14 protein-coding genes are annotated in these 17824 nt (G+C 69.1%); 7 read left to right on the top strand and 7 right to left on the bottom strand.

The window, feature by feature from the left end; genetic code table 11:
• Positions 1–251: 251 nt before the first annotated feature.
• Positions 252–3029 carry a DNA polymerase I gene (polA, locus tag ACEN96_RS08670; protein ID WP_495587624.1) on the bottom strand — a complete coding sequence of 926 codons (2778 nt, stop codon included), beginning with the start codon at positions 3027–3029 and terminating at the stop codon, positions 252–254.
• 113 nt (positions 3030–3142) lie between these two features.
• Between polA and ACEN96_RS08665 the strand changes: the two genes are divergently transcribed.
• The 4 genes from ACEN96_RS08665 (at position 3143) to ACEN96_RS08650 (ending at position 7696) form a co-directional block, all read left to right on the top strand.
• Entirely contained in the window at positions 3143–3499 is a 357-nt protein-coding gene (locus ACEN96_RS08665; RefSeq protein ID WP_495587623.1) for a hypothetical protein, read from the top strand.
• Positions 3500–3553: 54 nt separating this feature from the next.
• Positions 3554–4537, top strand: coding sequence for a homoserine kinase (locus ACEN96_RS08660; RefSeq protein ID WP_495587622.1), 984 nt, complete (start codon positions 3554–3556; stop codon positions 4535–4537).
• On the top strand, positions 4534–5379 hold the full coding sequence (locus ACEN96_RS08655) for a BPSS1780 family membrane protein (protein WP_495587621.1): 846 nt from the start codon (positions 4534–4536) through the stop codon (positions 5377–5379). Before ACEN96_RS08660 ends, ACEN96_RS08655 begins: the two co-directional genes overlap by 4 nt.
• Positions 5380–5503: 124 nt before the next feature.
• A complete protein-coding gene (locus ACEN96_RS08650; protein WP_495587620.1) occupies positions 5504–7696 on the top strand; it encodes a PhoX family protein in 2193 nt (730 codons plus the stop codon).
• 58 nt (positions 7697–7754) lie between these two features.
• Here the strand turns inward: ACEN96_RS08650 and ACEN96_RS08645 are convergent, their stop codons facing one another.
• The 3 genes from ACEN96_RS08645 to ACEN96_RS08635 form a co-directional block, all read right to left on the bottom strand.
• Complete coding sequence (locus ACEN96_RS08645; RefSeq protein WP_495587619.1) at positions 7755–9074, bottom strand: HipA domain-containing protein; 1320 nt, start codon at positions 9072–9074, stop codon at positions 7755–7757.
• On the bottom strand, positions 9064–9375 hold the full coding sequence (locus tag ACEN96_RS08640) for a helix-turn-helix transcriptional regulator (protein WP_495587618.1): 312 nt from the start codon (positions 9373–9375) through the stop codon (positions 9064–9066). Before ACEN96_RS08640 ends, ACEN96_RS08645 begins: the two co-directional genes overlap by 11 nt.
• Before the next feature lie 122 nt (positions 9376–9497).
• Positions 9498–11930, bottom strand: a complete 2433-nt coding sequence (locus ACEN96_RS08635) for a UvrD-helicase domain-containing protein (RefSeq protein ID WP_495587617.1) — start codon at positions 11928–11930, stop codon at positions 9498–9500.
• A gap of 102 nt (positions 11931–12032) precedes the next feature.
• Between ACEN96_RS08635 and ACEN96_RS08630 the strand changes: the two genes are divergently transcribed.
• A complete protein-coding gene (locus tag ACEN96_RS08630; protein ID WP_495587616.1) occupies positions 12033–12485 on the top strand; it encodes a YchJ family protein in 453 nt (150 codons plus the stop codon).
• A 308-nt stretch (positions 12486–12793) separates the two neighbouring features.
• Positions 12794–13489 (top strand): pseudouridine synthase, encoded by a 696-nt coding sequence (locus ACEN96_RS08625; protein WP_495587615.1) that lies wholly within the window; start codon positions 12794–12796, stop codon positions 13487–13489.
• Here ACEN96_RS08625 and ACEN96_RS08620 read toward each other — a convergent pair.
• Positions 13482–14564, bottom strand: a complete 1083-nt coding sequence (locus tag ACEN96_RS08620) for a WD40/YVTN/BNR-like repeat-containing protein (protein ID WP_495587614.1) — start codon at positions 14562–14564, stop codon at positions 13482–13484. The genes ACEN96_RS08625 and ACEN96_RS08620 overlap by 8 nt on opposite strands.
• 83 nt (positions 14565–14647) lie before the next feature.
• The gene (locus ACEN96_RS08615; protein WP_495587613.1) at positions 14648–14917 is read right to left on the bottom strand and encodes a MoaD/ThiS family protein; all 270 of its coding nucleotides are present in this window, start codon (positions 14915–14917) and stop codon (positions 14648–14650) included.
• A 213-nt stretch (positions 14918–15130) separates the two neighbouring features.
• Between ACEN96_RS08615 and rarD the strand changes: the two genes are divergently transcribed.
• Entirely contained in the window at positions 15131–15985 is an 855-nt protein-coding gene (gene rarD / locus ACEN96_RS08610; RefSeq protein ID WP_495588581.1) for an EamA family transporter RarD, read from the top strand.
• A gap of 163 nt (positions 15986–16148) precedes the next feature.
• Here the strand turns inward: rarD and ahpF are convergent, their stop codons facing one another.
• On the bottom strand, positions 16149–17702 hold the full coding sequence (gene ahpF / locus ACEN96_RS08605) for an alkyl hydroperoxide reductase subunit F (RefSeq protein WP_495587612.1): 1554 nt from the start codon (positions 17700–17702) through the stop codon (positions 16149–16151).
• Positions 17703–17824: the final 122 nt, after the last annotated feature.

The following is a 17824-nucleotide window of genomic DNA, read 5'->3' as shown; positions in this document are numbered from 1 at the left end:
GGGAAACTTAGAACTCCCTCGCCCCGAGAACTCCCTCGCCCCGCTTGCGGGGAGAGGGCGGGGGAGAGGGGGCGTCGAAGTACGCCGGTGGTGCTCTTCCGAGAGCCCCCTCTCCCCTGCCCTCTCCCCCCTCGCGGGGGGCGAGGGAGTTCATGCCTCCCGCTTGCGGCGAGAGGGAGTTCATGCCTCCCCCTTGCGGGGAGGGAGTTCATGGCTCCCCGCTTGCGGGGCGAGGGAGTTCATGCGGGCAGTCAGTGGGCCTCGTCCCAGTTGGCGCCGACGCCCACTTCGGCCAGCAGTGGCACCTTGAGCGCCGCGACGCCCGCCATCAGCGTCGGCACTTCCGCCTTGATCCAGTCCAGCTCCTCGTCCGGCACCTCGAAGACCAGTTCGTCATGCACCTGCATCACGATCCTCGTCTTCTTCCCCTGCTCGTCCAGCGCCTGCTGCACCGCGATCATCGCCAGCTTGATCAGGTCGGCCGCCGTGCCCTGCATCGGCGCGTTGATCGCCTGGCGCTCCGCCCCGCTGCGGCGCGGGCCATTCCCCGAGTTGATCTCCGGCAGCCACAGCCGGCGCCCGAACACCGTCTCCACATAGCCCTTCGCCTTCGCGAACTGCTTGGTGTCGTCCATGTACTGCCGCACCCCCGCGAAGCGCGTGAAGTAGCGATCGATGTAGTCCTTCGCCGCCTTCTGCTCGATCCCCAGCGACTGCGCCAGCCCGAACGCGCCCATCCCGTAGATCAGCCCGAAGTTGATCGTCTTCGCATAGCGCCGCTGCTCCGGCGTCACCGCGTCCAGCCCGCCGCCGAAGACCTCCGCCGCCGTCGCGCGGTGCACGTCCTGGCCTTCCTGGAAGGCCTTGAGCAGGCCCGGGTCCTCGCTCATGTGGGCCATGATCCGCAGCTCGATCTGCGAATAGTCCGCCGACACGATCACATGCCCCGGCGGCGCGATGAAGGCCTCGCGCACGCGCCGGCCATCGGCCGTGCGGATCGGGATGTTCTGCAGGTTGGGCTCGTTGCTCGACAGCCGCCCCGTCACCGCCACCGCCTGCGAGTAGGTGGTGTGCACCCGCCCGGTCTTCGCGTTGACCATCAGCGGCAGCTTGTCCGTGTAGGTGCTCTTGAGCTTGGACAGCGCGCGGTACTCGAGGATCTTGGCCGGCAGCGGGAAGTCCGCCGACAGCTTCTCCAGCACCTCCTCGTCGGTCGACGGCGCGCCGGTCGCGGTGCGCTTGACCACCGGCAGGCCCAGGCGGTTGAACAGGATCTCGCCGATCTGCTTGGGCGAGCCGATGTTGAACGGCTGTCCCGCGATCTCATACGCGGCCTGCTCCGCCGCGACCATGCGCTGGCCCAGGTCGGCGCTCTGCGCCTGCAGCCGGGCCGCGTCGATCAGCACGCCGTGGCGCTCGATGCGCGCCAGCAGCGCCGACACCGGCATCTCGACCTGCTCGTAGATGAACTTCAGCCCCGCATCCGCCTCCAGCCGCGGCAGCAGCGTCTGGTGCACGTGCAGGCACATCTCGGAGTCCTCGCAGGAATACTCCGAGGCCTTGGCCACCTCGACCTGCGCGAACGGGATCTGGTGCGCGCCCTTGCCGCACAGGTCCTCGTAGCTCAGCCCCTTGCGCCCCAGCACGCGATCGGCCAGCGCCTCCAGCCCATGGCTGCGATGCGCCTCCAGCACGTAGCTCTCGAGCATCGTGTCGTAGGCCGTGCCCTGCACCGCGATGCCGTGGTTGGCCAGCACGTGGGTGTCGTACTTGACGTTCTGCGCCACCTTCTTCTTCAGCGGGTCCTCGAACCAGGGCTTGAGCCGCGCCAGCACCTCGTCCATCGGCAGCTGCTCGGGCGCGTCCGGGCCCTCGTGGCGCAGCGGGATGTAGGCCGCCTCGCCCGGCTTGACGCTGAAGCTGATGCCGACGATGCGCGCCTGCATCGGGTCCAGCGAGTCGGTCTCGGTGTCGAAGGCCGCCAGCTCGGCCGCGTTCAACCGCTCGATCCAGACCTCCAGGCGCGAGAAGTCGACGAGGGTCTCGTACTGCTTGTCGATCGGGAGGGCCGGCGGCTCGTGCGCCGCGAAGGCGTCGGCCGGGCCGTCCGCGCCCAGGTCCGCCTCCGGCGCCACGCGCTTGGGCGCCGCGCCGCCGAGCTTGCCCTCCAGGTCGCGCTTCCAGGTCTTGAAGCCATTGCGGGCGTAGAACTCGAGCAGGCCCGCCTCGTCGACCGGGTTGAAGGCCAGCGATGCCAGCGCCGGCCAGCCCGAGACATGCAGGCACAGGTCGCAGTCGACCTTCACCGTCACCAGCTTGCGGCCCATCGGCAGCCAGTCCAGCGCCTTGCGCAGGTTCTCGCCGGCCACGCCCTTGATCTTGTCCGCGTTGGCGATGACGCCGTCCAGCGAGCCGTGCTCGCCGATCCACTTGGCCGCCGTCTTCGGGCCGACCTTCTCGACGCCGGGCACGTTGTCCACCGTGTCGCCCATCAGCGTCAGGTAATCGATGATCCGGTCCGGCGGCACGCCGAACTTGGCCACCACGCCGGCCTCGTCCAGCTTCTCGTTGCTCATCGTGTTGATCAGCGAGACATCCGGCGTCACCAGCTGCGCCAGGTCCTTGTCGCCGGTGGAGATCACCACCTGGTGCCCCGCCGCCGCCGCCACCCGGGACAGCGTGCCGATGCAGTCGTCGGCCTCGATGCCGGGCACCGTCAGCACCGGCCAGCCCAGCAGCTTCACCACCTCATGGATCGGGTCGATCTGGGCGCGCAGGTCCTCGGGCATCGGGGCGCGCTGGGCCTTGTACTCGGGATACCACTCATCGCGGAAGGTCGGGCCGGAGGCGTCGAACACGCAGGCCGCGTGCTCGGCGCCGTAGTCGTCGCGCAGCTTCTTCAGCATCGCCACCATGCCGTGGATGGCGCCCGTGGGCTGGCCGCCGGGGCCGCGCAGGTCGGGCATCGCGTGGTAGGCACGGTAGAGATAGCTGGAACCGTCGACCAGCAGCATCAGAGGTTTGCTCATCCCGCCATTGTTGCAGGCGCGCGCCACCCGCCCTGTCAGCAGACGCGGCCTGCGGCGGGCCCTCGCCCAGGGGAAGGGGTTTTCCAGGAGCGGGGCATAGAATCGCCCCCACCATGAACACCACCCGCCTCGCCCCGCTGCTCGCCGTCCTGACCGCGCTGTCGCTGCCGGCCTCCGCGGTCCTCGCGGCCGACGCGCCCGCGGCCCCGGCGGCGGCCCCCGCGGAGCCGCAGAAGTTCCGCGACGTGCCGGACGTCAAGGTCGAGCAGCTCGTCAACGAGGACGACAAGGTTCGCATCGAGGAGACCCGGGTGCGGGGCCTGACTCAAAAGGTTGTGGTCAAGAACAAGGACAGCAAGGCGCCCGAGTACGAGATCCTGCTCGGCGACAGCGGCCGCGACCTCCCCACCCGTCAGGGCGCCGACCGCGGCAACGCGGGCGCGCGCGTCTGGCGCATCTTCAATTTCTGACCGGGGCGGCCCGGCCTGGCCTGGGCCACGCCGGTCCCGCTCTTTCTCCGCTTCATGGCCGTATTCACCGACGTCTCGCCCGAGCAGGCGCAAGTCCTGCTCGACACGCTGAACCTGGGCGACCTGCACGCGCTCAAGGGCATCACCGCCGGCATCGAGAACACCAACTACTTCGTCACCACGACGCGCGGCGGCGAGCGCCACGAGTACGTGCTGACGATCTTCGAGCGGCTCACGTTCGAGCAGCTGCCCTTCTACCTGGAGCTGATGCGCCACCTGGCCCGCCGCGGCGTGCCGGTGCCGGCGCCGCAGCCCGACGCGCAGGACCGCATCCTGCACGCCATCGCCGGCAAGCCGGCCGCGGTCGTCCACAAGCTGCGCGGCGGCCATCAGCTGGCGCCGGATGAATTCCACTGCGCGCAGGTCGGCGCCGGGCTGGCCCGCATGCACCTGGCCGGCCAGGACTTCCCGCTGCACCAGGACAACCTGCGCGCACTGCCCTGGTGGCGCGAGACCGTGCCGGTCGTGCTGCCGCATCTGGCGCCGGAACCGGCCGGGCTGCTGACCGCCGAGCTGGCCTTCCAGGAACAGCTCGCCCCGGCCGCCGCGGCGCTGCCGCGCGGCCCCATCCACGCCGACCTGTTCCGCGACAACGTGATGTTCGACGGCCTGCCCGGCCGCGAGCGGCTCAGCGGCTTCTTCGACTTCTACTTCGCCGGCGTCGACAGCTTCCTGTTCGACCTCTGCGTCTGCCTGAACGACTGGTGCATCGACCTGGACAGCGGCCGCCTGGACGAGCAGCGCGCCAGCGCCTTCGTCAAGGCCTATGAATCGGTGCGCCCGCTCACCGGCGCCGAGCACCGCCTGCTACCCGGCCTGCTGCGCGCGGCGGCGCTGCGCTTCTGGATCTCGCGCCTGTGGGACTTCCACTTGCCCCGCGAGGCCAGCCTCCTCAAACCCCACGACCCGACCCATTTCGAGCGCGTCCTGCGCGAGCGCATCGCCAGACCCTGGCATGCGCTGGAGTCCCTGCCATGATCCTGCACCTGCAATCGGTCCCGCCGCGCAACGGCCTGCTCTGGGTGCGCCACGGACTCAAGGTGCTGCAGCGCAAGCCGATCGCGCTGATCGGCCTGCTCGCCGTGTTCCTGCTGGTGACCTCGCTGCTGCAGCTGGTGCCGCTGCTGGGCCAGCTGATCGTGCTGGCGGCGATGCCGCTGGTGTCGCTGGCCTTCATGCTGGCCTCGCACCAGGTGCTGCAGTCGCACACGCCGACGGCCGCCGTCTTCGTGCAGCCGCTGCAGCTGACCAAGGAGCGCCGCCGCGCCCAGCTGCTGCTGGGGCTGCTCTACGCGGCGAGCATCGTCGCGGTGATGTTCCTGGCGCACTGGCTGGATGGCGGCGCGCTCGTGCGCGCGGTCGGCCAGGTCGCCGCGGCCAGCGGCGAGGGCCCCGACAAGGTCGACCCGAAGATCGTCGAGGCCACCATGACCGATCCCGCGGTGACCACCGGCATCGGGCTGCGGCTGCTGCTGACCACGCTGCTCTCGATCCCGTTCTGGCATGCGCCGGCGCTGATCCACTGGGGCGGCCAGGGCGTGATGCAGGCGCTGTTCTCGAGCACGCTGGGCGTGTGGCGCAACAAGGGCGCCTTCGCGCTGTCGGGCCTGGCCTGGGTCGGCCTGGCCTTCGGCGCGACGCTGCTGCTGACCTTCACCGGGCTGCTGCTGGGGCTGGTCAACGCGCTGCCCTACCTGCTGGTGCCGCTGACGATGATCCTGATGACGGGCTTCTACTGCTCGCTGTACTTCACCTTCATCGACTGCTTCATGTTCGGCGCCCCGCGCGACCTGCCGGAAACTTCCGGCACCCCGACCTGAACGCCATTCGCCCGGCCGGCAGGGCCAGGGACACATCGAGGAATCCCTAACGCGCTTTTCACGTCGTCGTCACCTGCCCTTCGCAGAATCCGCCCGCACTTTCTTTGCAGCGGAGCCTTCACGAATGAGCAAGCAGCACGACATCGTGGCCAGCCACGGCGCGGTCAACGACTACGACGAGGACGCGGTGGTCAACCCGTCCGCCAATCCTCACTTCGAGGACATCCTCGCCGCGCGCCTGTCGCGCCGGGTCGCCCTGAAGGGCGGCATCAGCACCACCGCCGCCGCGCTGCTGGGCGGCTCGATCCTGAGCGCCTGCGGCGGCGACGGCGGCAACGACGCCGCGCCCGCTCCGGCCCCCGCGCCGGCCCCGGCGCCCGCGCCGCTGAAGATCGGCTTCACCGCCGTCGCCAAGAACAAGAACGACCTGGTGACCGTGGCCGAGGGCTACAACGTCAGCATCCTGCACGCGCTGGGCGACCCGATGCACTTCGGCGACGAGTCCTGGAAGGACGACGGCTCCGAGTCCGCCGACTCCTACAACCGCCGCATCGGCGACGGCCATGACGGCATGTACTGGTTCGGCCTGTCCGAGACCGGCAGCTACGACGCCAAGCGCTCGGACCGCGGCCTGCTGGCCTGCAACCACGAGTACGTGGTCGCCCCCTACGTGATGCACCCGAGCGGCCGCAGCGCCGGCGCGGCGCGCAACCCGGTCGAGGTGGAGAAGGAGATCTACGCCCACGGCGTCAGCATCGTCGAGGTCAAGCGCGACGGCGGCAACGCCGGCATGGTGCGCGGCTCGCGCTACAACCGCCGCGTGACCTCGGCCACGACGATGGACTTCACCGGCCCGGCCAAGGGCAACGCGCAGTTGCAGACGCTGTTCAGCCCGACCGGCGTCCAGACCCGCGGCACCAACAACAACTGCGCCAATGGCTACACGCCGTGGGGCACCTACCTCACGTGCGAGGAGAACTACCTCAACGTGATCAGCCGCGCCGCGGGCGACGACGCGCAGCGCAGCGCCAAGGAAGTGGTCAGCCTGGCCCGCTACGGCCTGCCGCAGAACCGCAAGAGCCCCTATCTGTGGGAGACGGCCGGCACCGCCGACCTGTACGCGCGCTGGAACTCGTCGGCGACCGCCGGCGCCGCGACGGCCGACTACCGCAACACGATCAACACCTTCGGCTGGGTGGTGGAGATCGATCCGTTCGCGCCGGATTCGACGCCCGCCAAGCGCACCGCGCTGGGCCGCTTCAACCACGAAGGCGCCTGGCCGGCGGAAGCGGTCGCCGGCAAGCCGGTGGTGATCTACATGGGCGACGACTCGCGCAACGAGTACATCTACAAGTTCGTCTCCAAGGCCAACTGGGACGCGGCCGATGTCGGCAAGGGCATGGCCGCCGGCGCCAAGTACCTGGACGAAGGCACGCTGTACGTGGCCCGCTTCAACGCCGACGGCAGCGGCGACTGGCTGGAGCTGAGCTTCGGCAAGAACGGCCTGACGGCCGCCAACGCGAGCTACGCCTTCGCCGATCAGGGCGATGTGCTGATCAACGCGCGCCTGGCCGCCGACGTGCTCGGCGCGACCAAGATGGACCGTCCGGAATGGGGCGCGGTGAACCCGGTCAATGGCGAGGTCTACATGACCCTGACCAACAACAGCACCCGCACCGCCGCGACCGCGAACGCCGCGAACCCGCGCGTCTACGTCGACATGAAGGGCGCGGCGACGCAGTCGGGCAACCCGAACGGCCACATCATCCGCTGGAAGGAAGACGCGGCCGATGTCACCAAGATGACCTGGGACGTGTACCTGTTCGGCGCGCAGCAGGACGCGGCGGCGGACGTGAACCTGTCGTCGCTGACGGACGTCAACGACTTCTCCAGCCCGGACGGGCTGTACTTCGACAAGCGCGGCATGCTGTGGATCCAGACGGACGACGGCGCGTACACCGACGTCACCAACTGCATGATGCTGGCGGCGCTGCCGGGCAAGGTCGGCGACGGCGGCGTGGCCACGGCCGCGGGCGGGATGCAGACGCGCGCCGGCGCCAAGGCGACGGCGGACACGCTGCGCCGCTTCCTGGTCGGCCCGAAGGAATGCGAGATCACCGGCATCGCGATGACGCCGGACTACAAGACGCTGTTCTTCAACGTGCAGCACCCGGGCGAGGAGACGGCGCCGGACTTCGCGGCCCGCACCTTCGGCAGCTACTGGCCGGCCAACCAGGCGGACGCGACGGTGAAGAAGCGTCCGCGCTCGGCGACCGTGGTGATCACCCGCAAGGACGGCGGCGAGATCGGTCTCTGATCCGGCTCACCCGCTGACCGCGAAGCCCGCCATCCGGCGGGCTTTGTCGTTGGCAGGCCTAGAGGTCTTCCGGCTTGATCTTCGGAATCTCGCCGGCCAACCGGCGCTGATGCGCGCAGGTCGAGGCAAGCACGTCGATGATGGCGTCGCTCACCCTCGCCGGAACGACGTCCGCCAGTTCGCGCGCGAGCTTGGGCGCCTCGGCGGTCAGCGTCTCGGTCAGCCGGCGCAGGTCCTGCGCAAGCTGGCGCGGCGCCACACCGCATTGCTTGGCGAAGCAGGCCCACTCGAATGGCGTGACTTCGGGCTCGCTGAAAGCATCGCCGATCGCCATGGCCTGGGGATGATCGAAGCCCAAAGGGGGCATGCACACGATGTCGTAGGCGGGAGCCAGGCGCAGCCCCGCATGGTCGACATGGAAAGACACGTTCTTGCCATGCGCGTCGCTGTTGCCGATGAGCAGTTGGAAGATCACCCAGCGCGTCATGGCCATCCGGTCCAGGAGCATGCGAGGGCTGTGCTGCAGCAGTCCAAACAGCTTGGGCATCGAGGCGCCGTCCCGCCACTGTTGCACCTCCGGTCGATCGCCATAAGCGCGTTCATATTTCCAAGAGACGGGAAGGCCCAGCGCCTGACATCCGTCGATGAGATGGAGACGCCGGACTCGTCCATCCTCCAGGCGCTTGCGATCAAAGCGCTCGACGAACAGCACCGGCTCGGGAACTTGGTGGAGGTCCACATGCGCGACCTCGAGCCCGACGCGGCGCGCCAAGCGCATGCAGAAGAACTCGTTGAACGGCAGGTCGGCGAGCTCGGGGCGCGCTGGCGCCGGCTTGACGATGTGGGTCGATGCCATTTGCGGACCATCGACCAGGAACCAGTCGTCGCCATCGACGTAGACGGCGATCTTGTCTTGATACCCGGCGATGGACAGACGTACAGAACCATCCCACACCGAGAACGGCTCTCGCGACCGGTTGCGAATGCGTTCCGACAGCTCCGTCCGAGACAACGGCCTCAATTGCGGAAACCGGGTGTCGCCGCCGCCCGGAAGCAGGATACGAAGCGCCCCGGAGGTCTCCCGGCCCAGCGCGGCCAGCAAGCCCGCCAGATTCGCCTTTGAAACGCCGCTGGCGGCAGCCGCGTGGTCCAGCGCTTCGCCTTCCGGCAACAGGTTTTCGAAGAACTGCCGTACTTGGATGCTGTGCTGTTCATCCGTCTGCCCCTCGGATCGATCCAAGGGCAGCGTCGGCCCCAAGGGATAGCTCCGTGGCATTCCCGACCACGCGCCCAGGTACTGGAGCGCGAACAAGCCACTCGCGCCGTCGTGACGCAGACGGCCGACCTCGACATCGTCCAACCAGACTTCAAGCTCCATCGTGCCCTTCCTGCGCACGGATCTCCAAGATGGCCCGGCGCACCGTTTCCCGCTCACCTGCGGGAACTGCGAACACGCTGACGCCAAGCTCCCGCGCGGCCTTGAGAACAGTTGCGAGGCTGACGCCGCCTTGTCCGGTCTCGATGTTGATCAGCGTCTGCCTGGACATGCCCATGGCTTCGGCTGCTTCAACCAATGGAAGAAGCGCGCGTGTCCTGGCGGCCCGCACAGCCGCCCCCAGTGATACGGCGTCTTCGACGATCGGATCATGAGGAGGATCGATGGGAACCACGGTTCTCATATTGATTCCAACTTTCTAGACGTTAAGGCAGAAAATAGCCCTCCTCCCTGTTAATGTCAACAAAACTAGAATTTATGTTGATTTGAGGCGATTTATCGCTTTAATTCTAGATAAATGGAATTTCACTCGATCGGCGTCAGCTTCGCCACGCTGAGCGCCAGCCACTTCGTGCCGTGCCGGCCGAAGTTCACCTGCGCGCGCGCGTCGGGCCCGCTGCCTTCCAGCGTGAGCAGCACGCCCTCGCCGAACTTGTTGTGGAACACCGGCTTGCCCACCCGCAACCCGCCATGCGCGTCGCCGGTCTTCTCGGCCGCCGACTGCTTCATCGCGCTGGGCACCGGCGCCTGCGGGAAGGCGCCCGGATCGACGCGCCCCGCGCCGACCATCGACTTCAATCCCGAGCCGCGCTGCCACGCCTGCTGGTAGTCCCGCGCGAAGCCCGAGCCGAAGCCCTGGTTGCGCGGCGTCAGCCACTTCAGCGTCTCCTCCGGGAGCTCCTCCATGAAGCGGCTCTTGATGTTGTAGCGCGTCTGCCCATGCAGCATCCGCGTCTGGCAGAAGCTGATGTACAGCCGCTGCCGCGCCCGCGTGATCGCGACATACATCAGCCGGCGCTCCTCCTCGAGCCCGTCCGCGTCGGACAGCGAGTTCTCATGCGGGAACAGGCCCTCCTCCAGCCCGGTGATGAACACCGCGTCGAACTCCAGTCCCTTGGCCGAGTGCACCGTCATCAGCTGGATCGCGTCCTGCCCCGCCTGCGCCTGGTTGTCGCCGGCCTCCAGCGAGGCATGGGTCAGGAAGGCCGCCAGCGGCGACATGATCTCCCCCGTCTCCGCGTCCGGCGTGGCCGGCGCCGCGGGCGCGACCGCCGCCGGCAGCCCGTCGGCGATCGCACCGGGCGAATGCTCGTCCACCGGCAGCGCCACGGCATCCTTGCCGAAACCCTCCTGCGTCACGAAGGCCTCGGCCGCGTTCACCAGTTCGCCCAGGTTCTCCAGCCGCTCCTCGCCTTCCTTCTCGGCGCGATAGAACGTCGCCAGCCCGGAATGCTCGATGACGTGCTCGATGATCTCGCGCAGCGTCAGCCCCGTGGTGGCCTCGCGCATCGCGTCGACCATGCCGACGAAGCCGCCCAGGCTGGCGCCGCCGCGGCCGCCCACCGCGCCCACGCTCTGGATCAGCGAGCGCCCGCTCGCGCGCGCCGCGTCCTGCAGCTGCTCGACCGTGCGCGCGCCGATGCCGCGCGCCGGGAAGTTCACCACGCGCAGGAAGCTGGTGTCGTCGTTGGGGTTCTCGATCAGGCGCAGGTAGGCCAGCGCGTGCTTCACCTCGGCGCGCTCGAAGAAGCGCAGGCCGCCGTAGACGCGGTACGGGACGCCGGCGTTGAACAGCGCCGACTCGATCACCCGCGACTGCGCGTTGCTGCGGTAGAGCACCGCGATCTCGCTGCGCGGCAGGCCCTGGCGGTGCAGCGCCTGCGCCTCCTCGAGCAGCCACTGGGCCTCGGCGAAATCGCTGCTCGACTCGTAGACGCGCAGCGGCTCGCCCGGGCCGGCCTCGGTGCGCAGGTTCTTGCCCAGACGCCGGCTGTTGTTGCTGATCAGCGCGTTCGCGGCGTCCAGGATGTTGCCGAAGCTGCGGTAGTTCTGCTCCAGCTTGACGACCTGGCGGACGCGGTACTCGCGCTCGAAGTCGGCCATGTTGCCCACGCGCGCGCCGCGGAAGGCATAGATGCTCTGGTCGTCGTCGCCGACCGCGAACACGCCCTGCCCGCGCCCCGGCGGCGCGAACATCTTCAGCCAGGCGTACTGCAGCTTGTTGGTGTCCTGGAACTCGTCGACCAGCACGTACTGGAAGCGGCGCTGGTAATGCTCGCGCACCTGCGCGTTGTCGCGCATCAGCTCGTAGGAGCGCAGCATCAGCTCGGCGAAGTCGACGACGCCCTCGCGCGTGCACTGGTCCTCGTAGGCCTGGTAGATCTCGACCAGCTTGCGGGTCTGCTCGTCGCGCAGGTCGATGTCCTTGGGACGCAGGCCGTCCTCCTTCGCGCCGGCGATGAACCACGACACCTGCTTGGGAACGAAGCGTTCCTCGTCCAGGTTCATCGCCTTGATCACGCGCTTGACCGCCGACACCGTGTCGCCCGCGTCCAGGATCTGGAAGCCTTGCGGCAAACCGGCCAGCTTCCAGTGCGCGCGCAGGAAGCGGTTGCACAGGCCGTGGAAGGTGCCGATCCACATGCCGCGCACGTTCACCGGCAGCATCGCGGACAGCCGCGTGACCATCTCCTTGGCGGCCTTGTTGGTGAAGGTCACGGCCATCACGCCGGCCGGCGTCACCAGGCCCTGGCTCATCAGCCAGGCGATGCGGGTGGTCAGCACCCGCGTCTTGCCCGAGCCGGCGCCCGCCAGGATCAGCGCGGGCTCCTGGCCCAGCGTCACCGCGGCGTGTTGCTCGGGATTGAGGTTGTCCAGCAGACCGCGCTGCGCGCGGGGCGTGAACAGGTCATCTTGCGGCGGGGTCGGGCGGCCGTCGCCGAAATCCTGGGAATTCATCCAGCCATTCTAGAGAGGCTGGAAAGACGCTGGCATCATGCCGACCCCATGAAGCCTGAAAAAACCAAGACCGCTTCGAACAGCGCGGTTCCGGCCGGGTCTGTGTCCCCCGCTTCGTCCCCGACTTCGTCTCCCTTTGCGTCCCCCTCAGCGTCCTCCGCTTCGTCCGCCGCCTGCCCCTGCGGCACCGGCCGGCCGTACGACGCCTGCTGCGGCGCGCTGCATCGCGCCTTCGCCGAGCGGGGCGAACTCCTGGCGGCCGACGCCCAGGCGCTGATGCGCTCGCGGTACACGGCCTACACGCTGGACCTGATCCCCTACCTGCTGGCCACCTGGCATCCGGACACCCGGCCCGAGACGCTTGAGCGCGGCGAGGCCGACCTGCGCTGGCTGGGCCTGGACGTGCGCCGGCACGAACGCCAGGACGCCGATCACGAGACGGTGGAGTTCGTCGCGCGCAGCAAGGTCGCCGGACGCGCGCAGCGCATGCACGAAATCAGCCGATTCGTGCGGGAGGGCGGCGCGTGGCTGTACGTGGACGGACAGATCGACTGACCACCCGGACGGCCGGCGTGCGCCGCACGGCGCCGCCCAATGCCATCAGCAGCCGATCCAGCAGGGAACGGTGACCGACGTGAAACTCCTGAGGCATGGCGAACTCCTGCTGACTGCTGCGGCTGCGGACCGGACGAGGAAGGGCCGCCGGTGACGGCGGCCCGAAATGCCTGCTGCGATGATGGGTAGCGGGCGTGACAGGATTTTGGCGATCCCACCTGTTGCCGTCCGCTCCCCCCAAACGGGGAAGAGCAGGCAAAAAACAGGCAAAAACCGGTCCTGGCGTGCGCAGGCCGTCCCCTCCAGCGATGACATCCCCGCTCCACCTCCTCCATCTGGACGACGACCTCGCGGTGATCGACAAGCCCGCCGGGCTGCTCGTGCACCGCAGCGCGATCGACGCGCACGAGGACGACGCCGCGCTGCAGCGCCTGCGCGATCAACTGGGACGGCCGGTGTGGCCGGTGCACCGGCTGGACCGCGGCACCTCGGGCGTGCTGGTCTTCGCGCTGAGCGCGGAGGTCGCGAGCCGGCTCGGTGTCGCGCTGGCCGAGCGCCTCACCCGCAAGCGCTACCTCGCGCTGGTGCGCGGATGGCCGGCGGATGGCGAGGGCGTCATCGATCACCCGCTCGCGCGCGATCCCGAGCTGCCGTCCGCCGGACAGCCGCACCTGGAGGCGCAGACGCGCTGGACCTGCCTGCGCCGCCATGAACTGGCGGTGTCCACCGATCCGCGCTTCCCGACGACGCGCGTGGCGCTGCTCGCGTGCGAGCCGGTCCAGGGCCGGCGCCACCAGATCCGGCGCCACCTGAAGCACATCGCGCATCCGATCGTGGGCGACGCCAATCACGGCAAGGGCCCGCTGAACCGCGCGCTCGCGGGGCATCTGGGCCTGCATCGGCTGTGGCTGCATGCGCAGCGCCTGACGCTGACCCATCCGGTCAGCGGCGCGGTGCTCGAGCTCGAAGCCCCGCCCGGCCCTCAATGGGCACCCTTCAGCTGAAGCGCAGCGCGTAGATCGGCGGCAGGTGGCCGGCGACGAGCTGCCAGCGGTCGCCCGCGTCGTCGGTCGCCCAGAGATTGCCCGTCGTGCTGCCCATCAGCAGGCGGCGGCCATCGTCATGGACCGCCAGGCCGTGGCGGTAGACGAGGTCATAGCAATGCGCCTGCGGCAATCCGCTGCGCAGGGTCTCGAAGGTCTTGCCGCCGTCGCGCGTGCGGTTGACGGCGAGCGCCCCATCGACCGGCAGCCGCTTCTCGTCCTTGATGCCCGGGACGAACCACGCGGTGTCCGGATCCCCCGCATGCGCCGCGACGGCGAAGCCGAATCCCGACAGCGGCGGCTTGATCTCCGTCCACTGGGCGCCGCCGTCGGCCGAGCGCCAGACGCCGTTGTGGTGCTGGCACCAGAGCACGTCGGGATTCGCCGCGCTGGCGACGATGCGGTGCGGGTCCTGGGTGTTCTCCTCGCCCTGCTGCTCGGGCGGCATGAAGTCGGCGCGCATGCCCTTGGCGCTGATGCGCCAGCTCGCGCCGCCGTCGTCGCTGCGCCAGGCGCCGCCGCAGGAGATGCCCAGCAGCAGCCGCTTCGGATCGCGCGGATCGATGTTGATCGAATGGATGCCCGGCGCGTCGTAGCCGCCGCCGAACCAGCCCAGCCGCTCCGGCTTGCTCCACAGCGCGTCGACGAGCCGCCAGGTCTCGCCGTGGTCCTCGCTGACGAACAGCCCGCCCGGAATGGTGCCGGCCCACAGCCGCCCGTCGCCGCCGCGCTCCAGCGACCAGATCTGCAGCAGCTTCCAGGCGGGGCCTTCCGCGCCTTCGGGCTGCGGCGGAAAGGCCGGGGGCGTGAGCTCGCGCCAACTGGCGCCGCCGTCGTCGGAGGCCTGCAGCTTGACGCCGAAATGGCCCAGGTTCAGCGCGGCGAACATCCGCCCGCCTCCCGCCGGCGGCGGCAGCACCATGCTGACCGGATCCCCCACGAAGCTGTGGCGCCCGATCGACCATCCGCCCTGAGCGGGGTCATGGCGGAGCTCGAACAGGCCCTTGCGGGTGGCGGCCCAGGCGGTGGTGATCATCGAAGTCTCCTTGAGGACGTGGGAGCGGGCGTGGCCTGACACGACGATCGGCCGGGGTCCGATTCGACAGCGGCGGGCGCGGCTCAGCCGCCCGAGAGCGCCTGCAGCACGTACACCTTGGATTGCGCCGACAGCGGATCGCTGAGCTCGCTGCGATCGCGCACGCGGCGGCCGTCGATGAAGACGGCGACATGGGTGCGCAGGTGGCCCTGGTCGTCCAGGATGTAGCCGCGCAGGCGGGGGTTGTGATCGAAGGCGAGGGTCAGGGCCTCGCCCAGCGTGCGGGCATCGCAGTCGAGCTTGGGGGTGTCGACGAAGCGCTGCAGTTGCGAGGTGAATTCGACGTAGGCCATGGCCGGCATCCTGCGCCGCCGATGGCCCGCTGAAAAGAGGGGCGTCCTCAGGCGGGCCCGCGTTCGGGGGACGGCTTGGGCAGAATCGCGGGCCCTTCGCCCCGACGCCCCATGACGAACGACACCCGAACCGCCGCTGTATCACCGGCCTCGCCGGCCTCACCGGCCTCGCCGCCCGCCGCTGCGGCCGCCAGCGATCACGCACGCGCGGGCATGCTCTACGCGGCGCTCGCCTACATCGCCTGGGGGCTGTTCCCGCTCTACTTCAAGCGGCTGAGCGACGTCGATGCGATCGAGGTCATCGCGCACCGGACGCTGTGGTCCATGGTCTTCGTGGCGCTGCTGCTGACGGGCCTGCGGCGCTGGGCCTGGCTGGGACCGGTGCTGCGCTCGCCGAAGCTGCTGGCCACCTGCGCGGCGTCGGCGCTGCTGCTGTCGACCAACTGGCTGGTGTATGTCTGGGCGGTGCAGCACGGTCACGTCGTCGAGGCCAGCCTCGGCTACTTCATCAATCCGCTGGTCAACGTGATGCTGGGCTTCGTGTTCCTGCGCGAGCGGCTGCGGCCGGTGCAGTGGCTCGCGATCGGGCTGGCCGCGGCGGGCGTGCTGTGGCTGACCGTCACGGCCGGGCGGCTGCCCTGGATCGCGCTGATGCTGGCGGTGAGCTTCGGGGTCTATGGGCTGATGCGCAAGACGGCGCACCTGGGGGCGCTGGAGGGGCTGTCGCTGGAGACGCTGATCCTGTCGCCGTTCGCGGCGGTGGCGCTGCTGTGGTGGACCAGCCAGGGCACGAGCGCCTTCGCGACGGGCGACGCGGCAAGGATCGGCTGGCTGCTGCTGGCCGGCCCGCTGACGGCGGTGCCGCTGCTGCTCTTCGCGGCGGGCGCGCGGCGCATCACGCTGACGACGCTCGGCCTGGTGCAATACCTGTCGCCGTCGATCCAGTTCCTGCTCGGCGTGTGGCTCTATCACGAGCCGCTGGCCGGCGCGCGCCTGGTCGGGTTCGTGCTGATCTGGTCCGCGCTCGCGGTCTACAGCGCGGAAAGCCTCTGGCGGAGTCGGCGCTGACCGTAGGCACGCACGCGCGCTGACTTAACTCCCTCACCCCCGCGAGGGGGAGAGGGCGGGGGAGAGGGGGCTCGCGGCAAGGCAGCACTGCCGTACTTCGACGCCCCCTCTCCCCTGCCCTCTCCCCGCAAGCGGGGCGAGGGAGTTCCGTGGCGCGGGGTGATCAGTTCCGGATCAAGTGATCGAACGCGCTGAGCGCCGCCTTCGCGCCGTCGCCGGCGGCGATGATGATCTGCTTGAACGGCACCGTCGTCGCGTCCCCCGCGGCGAACACGCCCGGCACCGAGGTCTGCCCCTTCGCGTCGACGATGATCTCGCCGTGCTTGGACAGCTCGACCGTGCCGCGCAGCCACTCGGTGTTGGGCACCAGGCCAATCTGCACGAACACGCCCTCGACCTCGACCCGCCTGCTCTCGCCGGTGGCCCGATCGGTGTAGTTCAGCCCATCAAGCTTGCCGCCCGTGCCGGTGAACTCGGTCGTCTGCGCCTGCTTCAGGATCACGACGTTGGGCAGGCTCTCCAGCTTCTTCACCAGCACCGCGTCGGCGCGCAGCGTGTCGCCGAACTCCAGCAGCGTCACATGCGCCACGATGCCGGCCAGATCGATGGCCGCCTCGACGCCGGAGTTCCCCCCGCCGATCACCGCCACCCGCTTGCCCTTGAACAGCGGACCATCGCAGTGCGGGCAGTAGGCCACGCCCTTGTTCTTGTATTCCTGCTCGCCCGGCACGTTGACGTTGCGCCAGCGCGCGCCCGTCGACACGATCACCGTCCGGCTCTTGAGCGAGCCGCCATTGCCCAGCTGCAGCTCGATCAGGCCACCCGGCTCGGTCGCCGGGATCAGCTTGTCCGCGCGCTGCAGGTTCATCACGTCCACGCCGTAATCCTTGACGTGCGACTCCAGCGCCATCGAGAACTTCGGCCCATCGGTGGACAGCACCGAGATGTAGTTCTCGATCGCCAGCGTGTCGTTGACCTGGCCGCCGAAGCGCTCCGCCGCGATGCCGGTGCGGATGCCCTTGCGGGCCGCATACACCGCCGCCGCCGAGCCGGCCGGGCCGCCGCCGACGATCAGCACGTCGTACGGATCCTTGGCCGACAGTTTGGCCGCGTCCTTGGCCGCCGCGTGGGTGTCGAGCTTCGCGGCGATCTCCTCGACCGTCATGCGGCCCGAGCCGAATTCCTGTCCGTTCAGGTAGACCGTCGGGACGGCCATGATCTCGCGGGCATTGACCTCGTCCTGGAACAGCGCGCCATCGATGACCACCGTCTTGACGCGCGGATTCAGCACCGACATCAGCGACAGCGCCTGCACCACGTCCGGGCAGTTGTGGCAGGTCAGGGACATGTAGACCTCGAAGGCGTAATCGCCGTCCAGGCCCTTGATCTGATCGATGGTGGCCTGCTCCACCTTCGGGGGATGGCCGCCGGTCCACAGCAGCGCCAGCACCAGCGAGGTGAACTCATGACCCAGCGGGATCGCGGCGAAGCGCAGGCTCTGCTCGGTGCCGGTCCGCTTGAGGCTGAACGACGGCTTGCGCGCGTCGTTGCCATCCAGCTTCAGGCTGATCTTGTCGGACATCGCGGCGATGTCCTGCAGCAGGCGCTGCAATTCGGCGGAGCTCTCGGAGTCGCTCAACGAAGCCTCGATCTCGAACGGCAGCGTGACCCGCTCCAGGTAGGCCTTGAGCTGCGCCTTCAGGTTGTCGTCCAACATCGTTGCTTCCTTTCAGAGTTCTTAAGCGACTTCGAGAACCGGCCTCCCCATGCATGCGATGTCGGGGCGGCCGCGCGCCCACCCGCGGACCGTCAAGGTCCGCGAGCCGCGCAATTGCCGTG

It is taken from the genome of Roseateles sp. Mitsp63, from assembly GCF_059491535.1.
The sequence above is the reverse complement of the archived record's forward strand: the minus strand, read 5'-3'. Positions and strand labels throughout refer to the sequence as shown.

Excerpts from the sequence above, each read along its gene's own strand:
- polA (WP_495587624.1), bottom strand. The coding sequence starts at position 3,029 with ATGAGCAAACCTCTGATGCTGCTGGTCGACGGTTCCAGCTATCTCTAC.
- ACEN96_RS08665 (WP_495587623.1), top strand. The coding sequence starts at position 3,143 with ATGAACACCACCCGCCTCGCCCCGCTGCTCGCCGTCCTGACCGCGCTG.
- ACEN96_RS08660 (WP_495587622.1), top strand. The coding sequence starts at position 3,554 with ATGGCCGTATTCACCGACGTCTCGCCCGAGCAGGCGCAAGTCCTGCTC.
- ACEN96_RS08655 (WP_495587621.1), top strand. The coding sequence starts at position 4,534 with ATGATCCTGCACCTGCAATCGGTCCCGCCGCGCAACGGCCTGCTCTGG.
- ACEN96_RS08650 (WP_495587620.1), top strand. The coding sequence starts at position 5,504 with ATGAGCAAGCAGCACGACATCGTGGCCAGCCACGGCGCGGTCAACGAC.
- ACEN96_RS08645 (WP_495587619.1), bottom strand. The coding sequence starts at position 9,074 with ATGGAGCTTGAAGTCTGGTTGGACGATGTCGAGGTCGGCCGTCTGCGT.
- ACEN96_RS08640 (WP_495587618.1), bottom strand. The coding sequence starts at position 9,375 with ATGAGAACCGTGGTTCCCATCGATCCTCCTCATGATCCGATCGTCGAA.
- ACEN96_RS08635 (WP_495587617.1), bottom strand. The coding sequence starts at position 11,930 with ATGAATTCCCAGGATTTCGGCGACGGCCGCCCGACCCCGCCGCAAGAT.
- ACEN96_RS08625 (WP_495587615.1), top strand. The coding sequence starts at position 12,794 with ATGACATCCCCGCTCCACCTCCTCCATCTGGACGACGACCTCGCGGTG.
- ACEN96_RS08620 (WP_495587614.1), bottom strand. The coding sequence starts at position 14,564 with ATGATCACCACCGCCTGGGCCGCCACCCGCAAGGGCCTGTTCGAGCTC.
- ACEN96_RS08615 (WP_495587613.1), bottom strand. The coding sequence starts at position 14,917 with ATGGCCTACGTCGAATTCACCTCGCAACTGCAGCGCTTCGTCGACACC.
- rarD (WP_495588581.1), top strand. The coding sequence starts at position 15,131 with ATGCTCTACGCGGCGCTCGCCTACATCGCCTGGGGGCTGTTCCCGCTC.
- ahpF (WP_495587612.1), bottom strand. The coding sequence starts at position 17,702 with ATGTTGGACGACAACCTGAAGGCGCAGCTCAAGGCCTACCTGGAGCGG.